The sequence below is a fragment of the Pseudomonas sp. B7 genome (assembly GCF_016735645.1).
GTDB classification, from domain to species: domain Bacteria; phylum Pseudomonadota; class Gammaproteobacteria; order Pseudomonadales; family Pseudomonadaceae; genus Aquipseudomonas; species Aquipseudomonas glycinae.
Map to the genome: position 1 here is coordinate 61539 of NZ_JAERRE010000006.1, position 17659 is coordinate 79197.

Below are 17659 nucleotides of genomic sequence, written 5' to 3' on the forward strand. Positions count from 1 at the left end.
CGATCAGCTCCAGCCCGTGCGGGTTTTGCGGCTGGAATACAGCGCCAGCAACACCAGAAACGAAAACACCAGCATCGCCCCGGCCAGCCAGTGCGCCTGCGCGTACTCCATGGCTTCGACGTGGTCGTAGATTTGTACGGAAACCACCCGGGTTTTGTCGGGAATATTCCCGCCGATCATCAGCACTACGCCGAATTCGCCGACGGTGTGGGCGAAGCCGAGGATTGCCGCAGTGATGAAACCGGGACGGGCCAAAGGCAGGATCACGCTGAAGAAGGTGTCCCAGGGATTGGCGCGCAGGGTCGCGGCCACTTCCAGAGGACGAGCGCCGATCGCGGAGAAGGCGTTTTGCAACGGCTGCACCACGAACGGCATGGAATAGAGCACCGAGCCGATCACAAGGCCGGTGAAGCTGAAGGTCAAGGTGCCAAGCCCCAGCCATTGGGTGAAATGGCCAATGAAGCCATTGGGACCGAGCGCCAGCAACAGATAGAAGCCAATGACCGTCGGTGGCAGCACCAGCGGCAACGCAACAATCGCGCCGATGGGGCCGCGCAGCCAGGAACGGCTGCGCGACAACCACAGGGCAATCGGAGTGCCGACGACCAGCAGGATTGCGGTGGTCAGGGACGCCAGTTTCAGGGTCAGCCAGATCGCCGCGAAATCGGCACTCGTCAGCGCCATTTACAGTTGGTAACCGTAGGACTTGATGACCGCAGCGGCTTTCGGGCCTTTGAGGTAATCAACCAGCGCCTTGGCAGCGGCGTTGTCCTTGCCTTTGTTGAGGATCACCGCGTCTTGCTTGATCGGGTCGTGCATGCTCGCCGGAACGATCCACGCCGAGCCGCTGCTGACCTTGCCATCCTTGTAGATCTGCGACAGCGCGACGAAGCCCAGCTCGGCGTTGCCGGTGGATACGAACTGGTAGGCCTGGGTGATGTTCTGACCTTCGACGATCTTGGCTTTGGTGGCGTCGGTCAGTTTCAGCTTTTCCAGCACCTGAGTAGCGGCCAGACCATAAGGGGCGGCTTTCGGGTTGGCGATGGACAGGTGCTGGTACTGGTTTTTCTTCAGGACGTCGCCGTTGGCGTCGACGTAACCTTCCTTGGCCGACCACAGTGCCAGGGTGCCGATGGCGTAGGTGAAGCGCGAACCTTTGACGGTGTCGCCTTCTTTCTCGAGTTTTTCCGGGGTGGTGTCATCGGCCGAGAGGAACACTTCGAACGGTGCGCCGTTTTTGATCTGGGTATAGAACTGGCCGGTGGCGCCGTACGCAGCGACCAGTTTGTGCCCGGTGTCTTTTTCGAAATCGGCGGCAATCGCCTGGATCGGTGCGGTGAAGTTGGCCGCGACAGCGACTTGCACTTCATCGGCCTGTGCCGCGCCGATGGCGAATACCGCGAGCAGGGCAGGGGCAAAACGTGAGGCACGATTGATCATGTAACGGCTCCGTGGGTGGCAAGTGCAGTGGGCAGTTGTTATTGGATGGGAAGACTGCGCCGATGCGAGGGAGTGAAACGCTATATATCGAAATATATAGCGAAATGCCGTCAAACGGGAAGCACTGGATTAAAACCGGGAGAGGGCGCCACGCTCCTCACCCGTTCAGGTTCATCACCGGGTCAGTTTTGCCAGAGCGCCTTCAGCCAGTTGCCGGGTCAATTCGGCGGTGCCGAGGTCTTTGCCGAGCGTGAAAGCCTGGCCGGCCCATAGGTTGCTGAATTCGGCTTCGCCCTTCGCGCGCAGCGGCATCAAGGCCCCACCCGCCAGCGGAAAGGCAGGAGCCTTGTCCGACATCGGGCCCAGCTCGCGCATCACCCGATTGAGAATCCCACGCGCCGGGCGTCCGGTAAACAGATTGGTCACTGCCGTCTCGCTTTCCTTGGCGGTGCGCAAGGCCTTGTGGTGCGCCGCACTGACTTTCGCTTCCGGGGTAAACAGATACGCCGTGCCGACCTGGACTGCCGAAGCACCGAGCAGGAACGCTGCCGCCACGCCGCGTGCATCGGCAATCGCACCGGCAGCGATCACCGGCACACTCACCGCGTCGACCACTTGCGGGACCAGGGCAAATGTACCGACCTGGCTGCTCAGGTCGTCGCTGAGAAACATCCCGCGATGACCGCCAGCCTCGTAACCCATGGCGATGATCGCGTCGCAACCGTTCTGCTCCAGCCAGATCGCTTCGTCGACGGTGGTTGCCGACGAGATGATTTTCGCGCCGGTGGCCTTGACCCGATCCAGCAAGGATTTTTCCGGCAGGCCGAAGTGGAAGCTCACCACTTCAGGGCGAAACTCTTCCAGCACTTCGCAGGCGGCCGCATCGAAGGGCGCGCGGTTGGACACCGGCGTCGGCGCATCGAAATCGACGCCCAGTTCGCGATAGTAGGGTTCCAGCAGGTTTTTCCAGTCGCGGGCCTTTTGTTCATCGGCAGCCGGCGGTTGATGGCAGAAGAAGTTGACGTTGAACGGCTTGTTCGTGCCCTGGCGAATGGTCTTCAGTTCTTCGCGCAGTTGCTCGATGGTCAGCATCGCAGCCGGCATCGAACCGAGGCCGCCGGCGTTGCACGCTGCAATGACCATGGATGAGTTGGTGGCACCGGCCATGGGGCCCTGGATGATCGGCAGTTCGATGCCGAACAGGTCAAGAATGCGGGTATCAGGCCATTGGCTCATGGAATAGCTTCTCCGACGACAAAACAGGGCAGGGACGGTAGCAGCCGGTTTTTTAACGCAAAGCCAACCCCATGACCAGCACAGATTTGTAGCTTGAACAGCCGACGTTGGCTCGGCGTTGGGGCGCGATTGGCTAAAGGTCGAGTGGGGCAAAATGTTGCAATGTGCTATTCCAATGCCTCGACATCCTGAATTCCACCTGTGAGAGGCAGTCATGTTCAAAGGCATTTTGATCGACAAAGACGACAGAGGTTATCGCGCCAACCTGCATGAAATCAAAGACGAGCAGTTGCCCGAGGGCGATGTGACGGTTCGCGTCGCGTACAGTACGCTGAACTTCAAGGACGGCCTGGCGATTACCGGCAGTAGCCCGGTGGTGCGCAAGTTTCCGATGGTGCCGGGGATCGATCTGGCGGGCACCGTCGAAGTCAGCTCGCACCCGGATTACAAGGTTGGCGATGCGGTGCTGCTCAACGGTTGGGGCGTCGGTGAAAACCACTGGGGCGGTCTGGCGCAAAAAGCGCGATTGAACGGTGACTGGCTGATTCCGCTGCCCAAGGCATTTACCGCCGCGCAAGCCATGGCCATCGGCACGGCCGGCTATACGGCGATGCTTTGCGTCATGGCGCTGGAGCGTAACGGTGTGACCCCGCAACAGGGCGAAGTGCTGGTAACGGGGGCCAACGGCGGCGTCGGCAGTTTTGCCATCGCATTGCTGAGCAAGCTGGGCTACCGCGTGGTCGCTTCGACCGGTCGTGTGTCGGAACACGAATACCTGAAACAACTGGGTGCCAGTGAAATCATTGATCGCGCCACCCTGTCCGAACCCGGCAAGCCGCTGGCCAAGGAGCGCTGGGCGGGCGTTATCGATTCGGTCGGCAGCCACACGCTCGCCAATGCCTGTGCCAGCACCCGGGCCGAAGGCACCGTGGCTGCGTGCGGTCTGGCTCAGGGCATGGATTTCCCGGCGTCTGTGGCGCCGTTCATTCTGCGTGGCGTGACGCTGGCCGGAATCAACAGCGTGACCCAGCCCAAGGCCCGCCGCATCGAGGCTTGGGATCGTCTGACAAAGGATCTGGATTTCGCGCTGTTGCCGCTGATCAGCCATGAAATCGGCCTCGGCGAAGCCCTCGAAGCGGCCCCGAAGTTGCTGGCGGGGCAACTCCGGGGGCGAGTTGTAGTTGATGTGAATCGCTGATTACTGCCGTGGTTTGCCTTCACGCTCGAGCAATTCGCGCTTGCGCTCCACGCCCCAGCGGTAGCCCGACAGATTGCCGTCACTGCGCACAACGCGATGACAGGGGATCGCTACCGCCAGGCTGTTGGCGCCGCAAGCCTGGGCCACTGCGCGTACGGCTTTTGGTGAGCCGATACGCAAGGCGATGTCCGCATAGCTGGCGGTGCTGCCGACCGGTATTTCGCGCAGTGCCTGCCACACCCGTTCCTGAAACGCCGTGCCGCGCACATCCAGCGGCAAATCCAGGCCGATGGCAGGCGCTTCGATGAAGCCGACGACGCGCGCGATCAGTTGTTCGAACTCGGTGTCGGCGCCGATCAGGTTGGCCCGGCGAAACTGGTCCTGCAGGTCGCACACCAATTGGTGCGGATCGTCCCCCAGCAGAATCGCGCAGATCCCGCGCTCGCTCTGCGCCACCAGAATGGCGCCGAGCGAGCACTGGCCGACGGCGAAGCGGATGTCGTTGTTCTGCCCGGCGGATCGGAAGTCGCCGGGTTTCATGCCCAGCACCTGATCGGCCGCCTCGTAGAACCGGCTGTTGGAATTGAAACCGGCGTCATACAGCGCCTCCGTCACTGAGCTACCGTCCGCCAGACGCTGGCGAACCCGACGCGAGCGATGCGCGGCGGCATAGCCTTTGGGCGTCAGGCCCGTTGCGGCTTTGAAGACCCGGTGAAAATGGAAGGCGCTCAGGCCGGCGGTCTCGGCGAGATCGTTGAGCGCCGGCAGGCTGTCCGACGCTTCGATCTGGCGACAGGCTGCCGCAACGGTAGCGGCGTGCTGCGCTGCGACTTCGGTCTGATCCTTGCTCGCCCGTTTGCTGGGGCGATAGCCCGCGGCTTCGGCGTCCTCGGCGGTATCGAAGAACTCGACGTTCTGCGGTTTCGGCAAGCGCGCCAGACTGCTGGGGCGGCAATAGATGCCGGTGGTTTTCACGGCATAGACAAACTGGCCGTCCGCCCGAGGGTCGCGTGCCACGACAGCCGCCCAGCGTGGATCGTCTTCAGTGCTCAGCGAGGTTGAAAGCGTTTTCATGATGGAGAGTCCGTTGACCTGTTGAATGTCAGGTTAACCAGTGCCACCGGCCGGAACACTCCGACCCTTGCGGTCAAACTTTGCAGGATTATCCAGCGGTGCGAAACGTCAGGTTGAAACGCTGTTCGCCAAGGCGCGGGTGCCGGCCAGGCTTGATCGGCAGGATGCCGTGATAGCGCAGCCGGTCAACGCCACCCCAGATCACCATGTCGCCGTGCAGCAGCGATATTTTCTGGCTCCTGTCGCCGCGCGCGAAACCGCCGAACAGGAACGTTGCCGGCAGGCCCAATGACAGCGAAACGATCGGGGCTTCGTAGGCGTTTTCGTCTTTGTCCTGATGCAACGACATCTTCGCGCCTGGGACATAGCGATTGATCAGGCAGGAGTCCGGCATGAAGTCGGCAAATCCGGCGCGTTTCGCTGCTGCCTGGGCCAGCTCGCGAAACACCTCGGGCATGGCCGGCCAGGGGCGATGGCTTACGGGATCCTCGGAGGAATAGCGGTAGCCGCTTCGATCGGTGATCCAGCCCAATGCGCCGCAACTGCTGGTGGCCACCGACATGCTGAAGCCTCCGGGTGTCATCATGTGGCGCAACGGAGCGCTGGCGATGATCGATTCCAGGGCCGGCAATAGCTGCTCGATTTGCGGCAGGGCAAAGCCGCGCAGCACCCAGGATTGCTCGCCGATCTGTTCGGCGCGCCGAGGTTGTTCGGATTCTGTGTCGGCGAACAGGTCGAAGGTGGTTTGCATGATCGTCAGGTCGCGTCGTGGAAAATGATGCCCAGAGTATGCCGTGTTCCGCTGTGCAGTCGGCTGACGCCGTGGCGCATGGTCACCCGATAGTCGCCGCGCACGCCTTTGACCGGGCGCTGGTTGACGGCAAAGATCAGCGCGTCGCCTTTTCTCAGGTCCATTACCAGCGGGCGCGACTGCATTCTCGGACGTTGTTCGGTCATGACGAACTCGCCGCCGGTGAAATCTTCGCCAGGTTCTGACAGAAGAATCGCCACTTGCAGTGGAAAGACATGTTCACCGTACAGGTCCTGATGCAGGCAGTTGTAGTCCTGCGGGCCGTATTGCAGCAAGAGCGGGGTAGGTCGCAGTTGACCGGCGGCGTGACAGCGCGCGAGAAATTCGCTGTGTTGCTCTGGAAAGCGCGCTGGCAGGCCCATTCGTTCATGCCAGCGGTTGGCCAGAGGCACGAGTCGCGGGTAAAGCGCGCTGCGCAGGCGTTCCACCACGGGGGGAAGCGGATAGCGCAGGTATTTGTATTCTCCGCGCCCGAAACCGTGGCGGGCCATGATGACCTGGGATCGAAACGGTTCACTTTGCGGGTAAAGCGCACTCAATCGATCACAGGTGTCCGGGCGCAGCAGCGTGCGAATGACGGCACAGCCGTCCTGATCCAGTTGCTGCTCCAGGCCGATCCAGTCGAGCGCATCGAGCGGGGAGGCGGGTGAGGGTGACATGCTGATTCCTTGGCTCACATTCAGGTATCAGTCTGAGCCGTCCACCCGGCTGCAACACTCCGCCGCTTGCGGTTGAATTGTCACCCGAGTTTTACAGGGCCTTGCTGACGCTGATGTCGCTGATCACATCGTCGCTCTGGCCGTGCAGGGCATCCAGTGCGGCCTTGGCTTCTTCCGGCGTGCCGTTTTCCAGTTGGGCGAACTCGAAGCGGCGTTCACCGTTGAGTTTGTACTTGATCACGTATTTGGTCGTTTGGGCCACGTTGATGCTTACCTGTCTGCGTTGGCGGAACCGCTCAGCTGAGTTTGGAGCTCGAGCGGCGAATGATCTTGATCGAATGCGTCAGGGTCGGCTTGCGGGTCACGCTGATCGCGCGGCGGTTGACGGTGTCGATGGTAATGTTCCAGAAACCGGTGCTCGGCGCGGTGATACGGGCCGGGAACGTGTCGAAAGCACCGCCGTGATAGGTGTGTCGGCCGCCATTCTTGAAGCTGCGGAAGTTGGCGTCGTTCATCAAGCGGATGTTGCAGGTTTGCGAGCATTGAATGACGACGATGTCGTCTTCGTTGAGGTGCTCGCGCTGGTGAATGAATTTCATGGGCGCCTCCAGAAGGGCTTTTTCTACAAAATCAAAACGATAGCATTGTCGATTGGCGCAGTTTATCAGCCCGGACAGGTTATTATCCGGCCGTCGGGCACCGCTTTGACAATTTAAAACAGATATTCACGTTTCCATGTGGGTTAAATGCAGCAGGCCTCGGAGAAAAACGGCATTCGTGCTGTCGGAGGGTCTTTATCGGAGGTTTTGTATGAAGTGGGGTGTGGTGATTCTGCCGTTGGCATTGGCAATGGGCGGTTGCGCAAGCGTTTCGGAAATCAATGAAACGCTACCCACCATGGTCGTTATTTCCGGCAAGAAACCCCATGAGTATGCTCAGTGCCTGACCGAAAAGCTGTCCGACAGCCGAGGCGCCTTGCAGGTAGAGCGGCACAAGGACGACGTTCGGGTCATCGTTCCGGGCAAGCTGGGATCGGGGCCGGCAGCGGTATTCGACATCGAGGATCGTTCGGGTGGCAGCAGCATCAAGCTGCACGAGCGGATGTCCAATGTACCGCTGCGTCCATGGGATGTGCGCAAGGCGGCCACGGCCTGTATTTCCGGCTGATAGACTGTCAACAGTCAGCATTGATGCCGTCACAGCGTTGCTGTGGCGGCATTGTCATTTCTGGAGTGGTGAATGAAGAGAGAGCAGGTGCGGGAGCGACACAAGGAAGGGCTCATTGCGGCGACCCATGTAATCCAGAACCCGGCGAATCCAGGGGAGTGGATCGTGTTTTTCAAGAAAAGCGCCGGTCGCAGCTACTTCCTGGTCGACGATAACGACGAAGTCGAGTCCTTCAACCGACTCGACGACCTGATCGAGGTCGTGCGCGGGCTGGGGATCAAGTTCGCCGAAATTCACATGTAAGGCTATTTACACACCACCACTACGCTGCGGTTTTTGTAGTTGCCGACGTCAACGCCCAGCGTCTTGTCGTCTTCCTTGGGTGCCGGTGTGCCGTCAGTCCCGACGATCCGATAACCGGTTCCGGCACAGGACGCGTCGGCCTTTTCATAACAGCTGGCCCAGGAATTGGCTTCGCCGGAGCAGTCGATGCTAAGCCCTTGTTCGCCGTTGTTCAGGTAGGTGGTCTGCGAGGTGGCGCAGCCGGCCAGGGCCGCGAGCGCAATAAGGGGCAGGAAGCTGATGATGGGGCGGTTGATCATGGCAATGTCGTCTTCGAGGAGGAGGGGCTAGACGCTATGACAGCGCTGGCACGAAAAGGTTATAGCGATTGGCCACTTCTTTGTGCGCAACCCAAAAAAAGCCCTGCGCGAAGGCAGGGCCGGGATTTGCAGTCGCCGATCAGTCTTGATCCTTGCCGCGACGCTTCGGTGCGGCAGGCGTGTAATCAAGCACCGCGGCCACTTCAATCGCCATTGCTTCAGTGGGCAACGGGCCGGATACATCTTCGCCGTTGGCGGCAGTGATATGCCACTGACCATCTTTCGCCTTGGCGACGGTGTACCCATTGATGATTTTTGCTGCGGACATCTAACGGCCTCGTTGGCTGGTTCAAAGGTCCCATGATAACGGTAAATCGGCGAACGGGCGCAGGTCGATGAGCTGTTCCGAGATCTTTGGGCTACGCTGATTGCGCAGCCTCTGTGTGCGGATTGAACTATCCGCCAGATTATTTCTCTATGTTGACATCGGTTAGCCAGTGCGGGGCATTGTAAGGTGCACGCCGCCTGATTAGACTGCGCCGAAACTCGTACACACAGCCCTTTCAAGGACTTATATGATCAAGAAATGCTTGTTCCCAGCAGCCGGTTACGGTACTCGCTTCCTCCCAGCGACTAAGGCCATGCCCAAAGAAATGCTGCCGGTGGTAAACAAGCCACTGATCCAGTACGGCGTCGAAGAAGCTCTGGATGCTGGCCTGAACGAAATCTCCATCGTGACCGGCCGTGGCAAGCGCGCCCTGGAAGACCACTTCGATATCAGCTATGAGCTGGAAAACCAGATCAAAGGCACCGACAAGGAAAAATACCTGGTCGGTATCCGCAAGCTGCTGGACGAGTGCTCGTTCTCCTACACCCGTCAGACCGAAATGAAAGGCCTGGGCCACGCGATCCTGACCGGCCGCCCGCTGATCGGTGACGAGCCGTTCGCCGTGGTGCTGGCGGACGACCTGTGCGTCAACCTTGAAGGCGACGGCGTGCTGACCCAGATGGTCAAGCTGTACAAGCAGTTCCGCTGCTCGATCATTGCCATCCAGGAAGTCGATCCGCAGGAAACCAGCAAGTACGGCGTGATCGCTGGCGAAATGATCCGCGACGACATCTACCGCGTACACAGCATGGTCGAGAAGCCAAAGCCGGAAGACGCACCGTCGAACCTGGCGATCATCGGCCGTTACATCCTGACCCCGGACATCTTCGACCTGATCGAACAGACCGAGCCAGGCAAGGGCGGTGAAATCCAGATCACCGACGCCCTGATGAAGCAAGCCCAGAACGGCTGCGTGATGGCCTACAAGTTCAAGGGCAAGCGTTTCGACTGCGGTGGTGCTGAAGGCTACATCGAAGCAACCAACTTCTGCTTCGAGAACTTCTACAAGACTGGCAAGGCTTACTGATAAGGCCTGATCTGCCTGTACGAAAAAGCCACCTTCGGGTGGCTTTTTCATTTTCTGCCCCTATATCGGCAGGAGTGCTTGCCCAACGGACGACGGCGGGTATGCTGATCGCCTGCCGAGGAGATAGAAATGGCCTACGATTTTGACCTTTATGTGATTGGCGCCGGTTCCGGCGGTGTGCGGGCTGCGCGTTTTGCTGCCGGGTTCGGTGCGAAAGTGGCGGTGGCCGAGAGCCGTTATCTTGGCGGAACCTGCGTCAACGTCGGTTGCGTACCGAAAAAACTGTTGGTGTACGGCGCCCATTTTGCCGAAGACTTCGAGCAGTCTTCGGGTTTCGGGTGGAATCTGGGTGAGGCGGATTTCGACTGGGCCACGCTGATTGCCAACAAGGATCGCGAGATCAATCGTCTGAACGGCATTTATCGCAATCTGCTGGTCAACAGCGGCGTGACCCTGCATGAGGCTCACGCGAAAATCGTTGGTCCGCACGAAGTCGAGGTCAACGGTGAGCGATACACCGCGAAGAATATTCTGATCGCCACCGGAGGCTGGCCGCAGATCCCCGAGATTCCGGGGCATGAGCATGCGATCAGCTCGAACCAGGCGTTCTTCCTGAAAGAGCTGCCCAAGCGCGTGCTGGTCGTCGGCGGCGGTTACATCGCCGTCGAATTTGCCGGGATTTTCCATGGCCTGGGCGCCAACACGACGTTGTTGTATCGCGGGGATCTGTTCCTCCGTGGTTTCGATGGTTCAGTGCGTAACCATTTGAAAGAAGAGCTGACCAAACGCGGGATGGATCTGCAATTCAATGCCGACATTGCCCGTATCGACAAGCAGTCGGATGGCAGCCTGAAAGCGACCCTCAAGGATGGTCGCGTACTGGAGGCGGATTGTGTGTTCTACGCCACCGGCCGACGTCCGATGCTGGACAACCTGGGGCTGGAGAACATTGATGTGCAGCTCGACGACAAAGGCTTCATCAAGGTCGATGAGCAATACCAGACCACCGAGCCATCAATCCTGGCGCTGGGCGATGTCATCGGTCGTGTGCAGCTGACGCCAGTGGCACTGGCCGAAGGCATGGCGGTGGCGCGACGTCTGTTCAAGCCTGAGCAATATCGTCCGGTGGATTACAAGATGATCCCGACGGCGGTGTTCAGTCTGCCGAATATCGGCACCGTCGGCCTGACCGAAGAAGAGGCGCGGGAAGCGGGTCACGACGTCGTGATCTACGAAAGCCGCTTCCGTCCAATGAAGCTGACTCTGACGGATTGCCAGGAGCGCACGCTGATGAAGCTGGTGGTCGATGGCAAATCTGACAAGGTGTTGGGCTGTCACATGGTCGGGCCGGATGCCGGCGAGATCGTGCAGGGTCTGGCGATCGCGCTGAAGGCTGGCGCCACCAAGCGTGACTTCGACGACACCATCGGGGTGCACCCGACGGCGGCCGAAGAGTTTGTCACCATGCGTACGCCGGTCGGCGCTTAAGTCTTTTCCGGTTCTGCTGCGTCTGGCGCTGCCACAACGGCAGTGGCCAGGCGCAAGCTGGCTTGAATCTTAGTCAATTCCTTCTCCAATGACTGATTGAGCTGCGACTGCTCGTCGACGTTCTGTTTAAGCGTCTGACTTTCCAGCAGGGCCACGCGCAGGCGTTCCTGGAGGAGGGTGCGTTCGCTGTCGACGCGCGACGCTTGCTCCAGCAGTTGATCCTGACGCTGATTGCTGTGCTTGAGCTGATCCTGCATCAGACTCAGTTCGCGCACGGTGCCGCGATTCTCGGTCAGCAGGCGTTCGTTGTCGCGGTGCAGCTGGGTGATTTCGTCCTGGCGCACCAGGGCGCTTTGTTGCGCCTGACGCAACTCCATCTGCAATTGTTGCACCTGGTTTTCATGGCGGCTTTGCTCCTGCTCGCGCTGCTCCTTGATGGCGTTGCGATAGTGCTCAAGTGCATCGCGGGCGTGCAGGTGCTTCTCTTCCAGCGAGCGGATCTGCTCGTCCTTGTCCTGCAGGCGCAATTCAAAATCCGCCAGTGCCTGATTCAACCCGGCGTTGCGCGTCTGCTCGGTCTGCAGCATTGAGCGTGTATCACTCAGTGCTTCGGATTCCTTGGCCAGCGCGGCAGTTTGAATGTCGTGTTTCTTCTCCAGTTGCGCATGATCCTGACGAAGCTGATTCAGTTCGTCCTCCAGTGCCTGACGCTGTTGCTCGTACTGCTCGCGTGCCTGATCAATCGGCTCTTGCGCCTGTTCTTTCAGGCGTTGTGCAAGGCGGGTGACGAGCGCCAGCAGTTCGTCATCGATGGGTTCTGCCGACGGATCCGCTGGCTCGCTGCCGTCATCCAGTTCTTTTAGATAGCGATGAATCGTGGTTTTTGAGCCCGTATTGCCCAGCTCGATGCGTACTGCATCGATACTGGGGTGTTCGCCACGGGCGAGGATCGCTGCGCGCGCGATCTGGACTACTGCTTTGTTAACGCCGCCACGGGCCATATCTGCTCCTACCATTTCGTACTGTGGTACATGCCACTAAAGTACGCAGTGTACCATGTTGAAAATAAAGTGAAATAAGCGCCGACAAACGGACGGGATATACTGGTATTACCCCATGTGAAACCCATAAAATCCGTTTCTGCACGAACCCTCAGTACGCCACGAGAAAATCAGCCCATGAGCGATATCGATCGCTATCTGCAAGCCGCCACCCGCGACAACACCCGCCGCAGTTATCGCGCGGCCATCGAGCACTTCGAATCCGCGTGGGGAGGGTTCCTGCCGGCCACAGCGGACAGCGTCGCGCGGTATCTGGTGGCGCATGCGGGCGTGCTGTCGGTTAACACGCTGAAGTTGCGTCTGTCGGCACTGGCGCAGTGGCACAACAGCCAGGGCTTCGCCGATCCCACCAAGTCGCCGGTGGTGCGCAAGGTGTTCAAGGGCATTCGCGCCCTGCATCCCGCGCAGGAAAAACAGGCCGAGCCACTCCAACTGCGCGATCTTGAGCAGACCGTCGCCTGGCTTGAGCAGGAAATGAAAGACGCCCGGGAACAACAGGACCGGCCGCTGCTGCTCCGAGCTTGCCGTGATCGGGCGTTGATCCTGCTGGGCTTCTGGCGCGGCTTCCGCAGCGATGAGCTGTGTCGGGTGCAGATCGAGCATGTGCAGGCGCACGCCGGCAACGGCATCACCTTGTACCTGCCGCGCAGCAAGGGCGATCGGGAAAACCTCGGGCAGACCTATCAGGCCCCGGCGCTGCTGAAGTTGTGTCCGGTGCAGGCTTATATCGAGTGGATCACCGAGGCAGCACTGGTGCGAGGACCGGTGTTTCGCGCCGTCGACCGCTGGGGCAACCTGAGCGAAGAGGGGTTGCACGCCAACAGCGTGATTCCGTTGCTGCGTCAGGCCCTGGAGCGAGCCGGGATCTCCGCCGAGCGCTACACCAGCCACTCCCTGCGTCGCGGCTTCGCAACATGGGCCCACCAAAGCGGCTGGGATCTCAAATCATTGATGAGTTACGTGGGCTGGAAGGATATGAAGTCCGCTATGCGCTATGTTGAAGCGAGCCCCTTTCACGGGATGGCCCGGATTACGGATAAACCGCTGTCGCCGTAGATATCGTTTTCTTCTATTAATACCTTCAGCTAATAGCGAAAACAAATCAGCAGCATCAGGTTTGCCAATGAGCCATCCGTCGAGTGACTGGGTAGGATTCACTCATCGAATTCACAACCCTGACGGAGAGTCATCAATGCCTATCATCAACAGCCAAGTAAAACCGTTCAAAGCTACCGCGTTCAAAAACGGCGACTTCGTACAAGTCTCGGACGCTGACCTGAAAGGCAAATGGTCCGTAGTGTTTTTCTACCCGGCCGACTTCACTTTCGTTTGCCCAACCGAACTCGAAGACCTGGCTGACAACTACGCCGCCTTCCAGAAACTGGGCGTAGAGATCTACAGCGTTTCGACCGACACCCACTTTGCTCACGCTGCCTGGCACAACACTTCGCCAGCCATCGGCAAAATCCAGTACACCATGATCGGCGACCCGACTCAGGTCATCTCCCGCAACTTCGACGTGCTGATCGAAGAAGCTGGCCTGGCTGACCGTGGCACCTTCGTGATCAACCCTGAAGGCCAGATCAAAATCGTTGAACTGAACGATGGCGGCGTTGGCCGTGACGCATCCGAGCTGCTGCGCAAAATCAAGGCTGCTCAGTACGTCGCTGCCCACCCAGGCGAAGTTTGCCCGGCCAAATGGAAAGAAGGCGAGGCCACGCTGGCTCCGTCCCTGGACCTGGTCGGCAAGATCTAAGTCTGTGACACACGCAATACAGGGCGGGACTCCGCACCTACTCAAGTAAGCTGCACCGCCCAATAGAAAAGCCCGGGCGAGATTCGCTCGGGCTTTTTTTCGCCTCAAATAAAGTCAGGAGATCGCCCGTATGTTGGACGCCAATCTTAAAGCCCAGTTGAAATCGTACCTGGAACGGGTCACCCAGCCGATCGAGATCGTTGCTTCACTCGACGACGGTGCGAAATCCCGTGAAATGCTCGACCTGCTGAAAGACATTGCCAGTCTTTCGCATCAGATTACCTTGATCGACAGCGGCGACGATGCACGCAAACCGTCGTTCTCGATCAACCGCCCCGGGGCCGATATCAGCCTGCGTTTCGCCGGCATCCCGATGGGCCATGAATTCACTTCGCTGGTGCTGGCCCTGCTGCAAGTCGGCGGCCACCCTTCGAAGGCCAGTGTCGAAGTGATCGAACAGATCCGCTCGCTCAAGGGCGAGTTCAACTTCGAGACGTACTTCTCGCTGTCCTGCCAGAACTGCCCGGACGTTGTTCAGGCATTGAACCTGATGGCCGTGCTGAACCCGAATATCCGCCACGTCGCCATCGACGGCGCGCTGTTCCAGGACGAAGTCAACGATCGCAAGATCATGGCTGTGCCGAGCATTTACCTGAACGGCGAAAACTTCGGCCAGGGCCGTATGGGCCTGGAAGAAATCCTCGCCAAACTCGACACTGGCGCCATCGAGCGTCAGGCGGAGAAAATCAGCGCCAAGCAAGCCTTCGATGTGCTGGTGGTTGGCGGTGGCCCGGCCGGTGCTTCGGCGGCGATCTATGCCGCACGTAAAGGCATTCGCACCGGTGTGGCGGCCGAGCGCTTCGGCGGTCAGGTGCTGGACACCATGGCCATCGAGAACTTCATTTCCGTGCAGGAAACCGAAGGCCCGAAACTGGCGACCGCGCTGGAAGAGCACGTCAAGCAGTACGACGTCGACATCATGAACCTGCAACGCGCCGACAAGCTGATCCCGGGCAAGAATGGCGAGCTGCATGAAGTTCGCTTCGCCAGCGGCGCGACCCTCAAGGCCAAGAGCGTGATTCTGGCCACCGGTGCGCGGTGGCGTGAAATGAACGTGCCGGGCGAACAGGAATACCGTAACAAAGGCGTGGCGTACTGCCCGCACTGCGACGGCCCGCTGTTCAAAGGCAAGCGTGTGGCGGTGATTGGCGGCGGTAACTCCGGCGTCGAAGCGGCCATTGACCTGGCCGGTATCGTCTCCCACGTGACTCTGCTGGAGTTCGACGTTCAGTTGCGCGCCGACGCCGTATTGCAACGCAAGCTGCACAGCCTGCCGAACGTCACCGTGATCACCAGTGCGCTGACCACTGAAGTCACTGGCGACGGGCAGAAGGTCAACGGCCTGCGCTACAAGGATCGCAATACTGACGAGCTGCGCACTGTCGAACTGGAAGGGATTTTCGTGCAGATCGGTCTGCTGCCCAACACCGACTGGCTCAAAGGCACCATCGAGCTGTCGCCGCGCGGCGAGATCATCGTCGACAACCGCGGCGAAACCTCGATCCCCGGCATCTTCGCCGCCGGTGACGTGACCACCGTGCCGTACAAGCAGATCGTGATCGCGGTGGGCGAGGGTGCCAAGGCTTCCCTCAGTGCTTTCGATCACCTGATCCGCACGTCGGCTCCGGCGTAAATCCAGGGTCTGAAAAAGAAAACCCCCATCAGTGATGATGGGGGTTTTTCTTTGCGTGATGCTTTCTACCTGCGTTCAGCTTTACAGCGGCGCCGGCTGGATGATCTCGACCCAGTAGCCATCCGGATCCTTGATGAACGCCAGGCTCTTCATGCGGCCATCGGTCAGACGCTTCTGGAAGTCGCAGCCCAGCTCTTCAAAGCGCGCGCAGGCAGCGACGATGTCCGGTACCGAAATGCAGATGTGGCCGAAACCGCGCGGGTCGGTGTTGCCGTTGTGGTAGGCGAAGTCTGCGTCGTTCTCGGTGCCATGGTTGTGGGTCAGTTCCAGAATGCCGGGAATCGACTTCATCCACTCGGTGCGAGCAGCGGCGTCGGCCGGGATCTGCGATTTGTCCAGCAAGGCGAGGAAGTACAGGCTGAATTCCGCTTCCGGGAAATCACGCTTCTCTACCAGCGAGAAACCCAGCACGCGGGTGTAGAAGTCCAGGGACTTGGTAATGTCCTTTACGCGCAGCATGGTGTGGTTGAACACGAAGTGACGGGTTGCGCTGTCCGGGATGGCGGTGACGCCAGGGAAGGTGTTCAGTTCTTGCAGGCTCATGGGCCCTCCGTAACAAATTGGGGCGAGTGAATGGGCGCAATGATACGCATGCCTTGCGGCATCGCCAAACCGAAAGCGCGGGCTTGCCCTGCAAGCGGGCGAGCCTCAGACTTTACGGCTCAATCCGCGAGTGCCTCTGGTAATGATCCGACCGTTCAAATCGCTGTTCGTTTTCCTGGGTTTTTCTCTTCTGGCGCTACCGGCTTTTGCCGAGGCGCCGAGCATCACCTGGCCTGCCGGCTGGGAGGTCGAGGCGCTGCCCGAAACCTCGCCTGAAGTCTCGCGCCAGCGCGCAGTGAAAACTGACGCCGATGGCAATCAGGTGATGGTGATGGAGTTGACGATGACCCGTGTGGAAAGTGGTCATCAGGTCAACTTGCAAGGCGTGTTGCTTGAGATGCGCAAGTCGGTGCAGAAAGACTTTTTCCAGAGCGGTTATCAGAGTGTCTGCAACAAGGTTCACGCGAGTACGCTGGGCTCGCTGACAGCGCTTGAGACCACTTGTACGGTGACTGAAAACGGCCGTCATGTGTTGTCGCAAACATTGGTTGCAGCGGTCGAGGCGGATAAGGCCTATGTACTTTCGTATGCAGGGCAGGCGGAGGTTTATAAGGCCAGCGGCGACGACATAGTGGCTGCGCGAAACAGCTTGAAATTCTAGTCGTCTGTTCGGGGGCAGTCTGGTGTTAGATACCGGAAATGATTAAACATAAAGTTAATTCCGGCTAACGGGGCAACACTCGGAAGCATAGTTTCAGCGCGAGAGCGATTTGAAACTCAACTTGCCCGCCAGAAAAATCGTTGCATTTGTTAAATATTGTCCGAAAAAAAGCCCTGCATATGCAGGGCTTTCATGTTTGCGAGGGATTAACCGCGCAACCAGGAATCAACGGTGGCTGCACCGTATTGTTCCTTCCAGGCCTTCAGGCCGCGGTGATTGCCACCTTTGGTCTCGATCAGCTCGCCGGTGTGCGGGTTCTGATAGACCTTGACCACGCGAGCGCGGCGGGTTTTAGGTGCGGCGGTCGATTGCAGACCGGATTTCGCCGGGTTCGGATCGAGAATGGCGATGATGTCTTTCAGGCCTTTGCCGTAGGTTTTCATCAGCCCCTGGAGCTTTTCTTCGAATTCGATTTCTTTCTTGAGCCCGGCATCATTCTTCAGCGATTCCAGCTGCTTGAGCTGTTCCTGAAGGGCCTTTTCAGCTGCACGAAATTCAGCGAGTCTGGACAATATCTTTACTCCAATAGTGTGTTTGGCTGATACCAACCGCAAACAAAGCTATAAGCCAAGAGCCTTGAAGCGACTCGGTGATAATGGCTCACCTGCCCATCTTGCAACAGGTAAGAAAAATTGTAGTAGTTAATGCGGCAAGAGTAAATCCTGACTTTTTCTTCATGTAACAACAACGCTGTTTTGTATCAATTTGGTGCGGGCTGTCGGCGAGTCCGGATTT

22 protein-coding genes are annotated in these 17659 nt (G+C 59.1%); 9 read left to right on the top strand and 13 right to left on the bottom strand.

The genetic code is table 11. The annotated features are described in order from the left end of the window. Positions 1–3 precede the first annotated feature (3 nt). From modB to JKA62_RS15035, 3 genes are all read right to left on the bottom strand, one after another. Positions 4–684, bottom strand: coding sequence for a molybdate ABC transporter permease subunit (modB, locus tag JKA62_RS15025; RefSeq protein ID WP_201818456.1), 681 nt, complete (start codon positions 682–684; stop codon positions 4–6). Further along, entirely contained in the window at positions 685–1440 is a 756-nt protein-coding gene (modA, locus tag JKA62_RS15030; protein ID WP_201818457.1) for a molybdate ABC transporter substrate-binding protein, read from the bottom strand. Between the two features lie 174 nt (positions 1441–1614). After that, entirely contained in the window at positions 1615–2676 is a 1062-nt protein-coding gene (locus tag JKA62_RS15035; RefSeq protein ID WP_201818458.1) for an NAD(P)H-dependent flavin oxidoreductase, read from the bottom strand. A gap of 214 nt (positions 2677–2890) precedes the next feature. Between JKA62_RS15035 and acuI the strand changes: the two genes are divergently transcribed. Next, entirely contained in the window at positions 2891–3874 is a 984-nt protein-coding gene (acuI, locus tag JKA62_RS15040; protein WP_201818459.1) for an acrylyl-CoA reductase (NADPH), read from the top strand. Here acuI and ada read toward each other — a convergent pair whose 3' ends face one another. The 5 genes from ada to JKA62_RS15065 form a co-directional block, all read right to left on the bottom strand. Continuing rightward, positions 3875–4948 carry a bifunctional DNA-binding transcriptional regulator/O6-methylguanine-DNA methyltransferase Ada gene (gene ada / locus JKA62_RS15045; RefSeq protein ID WP_011334341.1) on the bottom strand — a complete coding sequence of 358 codons (1074 nt, stop codon included), beginning with the start codon at positions 4946–4948 and terminating at the stop codon, positions 3875–3877. 88 nt (positions 4949–5036) lie between these two features. Then, positions 5037–5699, bottom strand: a complete 663-nt coding sequence (gene alkB / locus JKA62_RS15050; protein ID WP_201818461.1) for a DNA oxidative demethylase AlkB — start codon at positions 5697–5699, stop codon at positions 5037–5039. Positions 5700–5704: 5 nt separating this feature from the next. Continuing rightward, a complete protein-coding gene (locus JKA62_RS15055) occupies positions 5705–6418 on the bottom strand; it encodes a 2OG-Fe(II) oxygenase (protein ID WP_201818463.1) in 714 nt (237 codons plus the stop codon). Positions 6419–6509: 91 nt separating this feature from the next. After that, on the bottom strand, positions 6510–6680 hold the full coding sequence (locus JKA62_RS15060; protein ID WP_007958927.1) for a hypothetical protein: 171 nt from the start codon (positions 6678–6680) through the stop codon (positions 6510–6512). A gap of 34 nt (positions 6681–6714) precedes the next feature. Further along, entirely contained in the window at positions 6715–7017 is a 303-nt protein-coding gene (locus tag JKA62_RS15065) for a DUF1883 domain-containing protein (protein ID WP_007958929.1), read from the bottom strand. A 211-nt stretch (positions 7018–7228) separates the two neighbouring features. Between JKA62_RS15065 and JKA62_RS15070 the strand changes: the two genes are divergently transcribed. Further along, complete coding sequence (locus JKA62_RS15070) at positions 7229–7585, top strand: hypothetical protein (RefSeq protein ID WP_011334338.1); 357 nt, start codon at positions 7229–7231, stop codon at positions 7583–7585. A 72-nt stretch (positions 7586–7657) separates the two neighbouring features. Continuing rightward, a complete protein-coding gene (locus JKA62_RS15075; RefSeq protein ID WP_011334337.1) occupies positions 7658–7888 on the top strand; it encodes a hypothetical protein in 231 nt (76 codons plus the stop codon). A gap of 2 nt (positions 7889–7890) precedes the next feature. Here JKA62_RS15075 and JKA62_RS15080 read toward each other — a convergent pair whose 3' ends face one another. Both JKA62_RS15080 and JKA62_RS15085 read right to left on the bottom strand, forming a co-directional pair. Next, the gene (locus JKA62_RS15080) at positions 7891–8187 is read right to left on the bottom strand and encodes a hypothetical protein (RefSeq protein ID WP_011334336.1); all 297 of its coding nucleotides are present in this window, start codon (positions 8185–8187) and stop codon (positions 7891–7893) included. A gap of 139 nt (positions 8188–8326) precedes the next feature. Further along, complete coding sequence (locus JKA62_RS15085; protein ID WP_041475286.1) at positions 8327–8515, bottom strand: hypothetical protein; 189 nt, start codon at positions 8513–8515, stop codon at positions 8327–8329. A gap of 247 nt (positions 8516–8762) precedes the next feature. Here JKA62_RS15085 and galU point away from each other — a divergent pair, with 247 nt between their 5' ends. Together galU and gorA are read left to right on the top strand one after the other, a co-directional pair. After that, positions 8763–9602 carry a UTP--glucose-1-phosphate uridylyltransferase GalU gene (galU, locus tag JKA62_RS15090; protein ID WP_007958937.1) on the top strand — a complete coding sequence of 280 codons (840 nt, stop codon included), beginning with the start codon at positions 8763–8765 and terminating at the stop codon, positions 9600–9602. 129 nt (positions 9603–9731) lie between these two features. Next, the gene (gene gorA / locus JKA62_RS15095; RefSeq protein ID WP_011334334.1) at positions 9732–11090 is read left to right on the top strand and encodes a glutathione-disulfide reductase; all 1359 of its coding nucleotides are present in this window, start codon (positions 9732–9734) and stop codon (positions 11088–11090) included. On the opposite strand, the gene JKA62_RS15100 is transcribed toward gorA, so the two are convergent. Then, positions 11087–12091 (bottom strand): DNA-binding protein, encoded by a 1005-nt coding sequence (locus JKA62_RS15100; RefSeq protein ID WP_011334333.1) that lies wholly within the window; start codon positions 12089–12091, stop codon positions 11087–11089. The two genes, gorA and JKA62_RS15100, sit on opposite strands and share 4 nt — an antisense overlap. A gap of 177 nt (positions 12092–12268) precedes the next feature. On the opposite strand from JKA62_RS15100, the gene JKA62_RS15105 reads away from it, so the two are divergent. The 3 genes from JKA62_RS15105 (at position 12269) to ahpF (ending at position 15600) form a co-directional block, all read left to right on the top strand. Beyond that, a complete protein-coding gene (locus JKA62_RS15105; RefSeq protein WP_011334332.1) occupies positions 12269–13207 on the top strand; it encodes a site-specific integrase in 939 nt (312 codons plus the stop codon). Between the two features lie 136 nt (positions 13208–13343). Continuing rightward, complete coding sequence (ahpC, locus tag JKA62_RS15110; RefSeq protein WP_007958941.1) at positions 13344–13907, top strand: alkyl hydroperoxide reductase subunit C; 564 nt, start codon at positions 13344–13346, stop codon at positions 13905–13907. Positions 13908–14037: 130 nt separating this feature from the next. Further along, positions 14038–15600, top strand: a complete 1563-nt coding sequence (ahpF, locus tag JKA62_RS15115; protein WP_011334331.1) for an alkyl hydroperoxide reductase subunit F — start codon at positions 14038–14040, stop codon at positions 15598–15600. Between the two features lie 81 nt (positions 15601–15681). On the opposite strand, the gene gloA is transcribed toward ahpF, so the two are convergent. After that, positions 15682–16203 carry a lactoylglutathione lyase gene (gene gloA, locus JKA62_RS15120; RefSeq protein ID WP_201818464.1) on the bottom strand — a complete coding sequence of 174 codons (522 nt, stop codon included), beginning with the start codon at positions 16201–16203 and terminating at the stop codon, positions 15682–15684. A 142-nt stretch (positions 16204–16345) separates the two neighbouring features. Here gloA and JKA62_RS15125 point away from each other — a divergent pair, with 142 nt between their 5' ends. After that, positions 16346–16864, top strand: a complete 519-nt coding sequence (locus tag JKA62_RS15125) for a DUF4946 domain-containing protein (RefSeq protein WP_007958947.1) — start codon at positions 16346–16348, stop codon at positions 16862–16864. 206 nt (positions 16865–17070) lie between these two features. Here the strand turns inward: JKA62_RS15125 and JKA62_RS15130 are convergent, their stop codons facing one another. Further along, a complete protein-coding gene (locus JKA62_RS15130) occupies positions 17071–17436 on the bottom strand; it encodes a histone-like nucleoid-structuring protein, MvaT/MvaU family (protein ID WP_011334329.1) in 366 nt (121 codons plus the stop codon). Between the last annotated feature and the right edge of the window lie 223 nt (positions 17437–17659).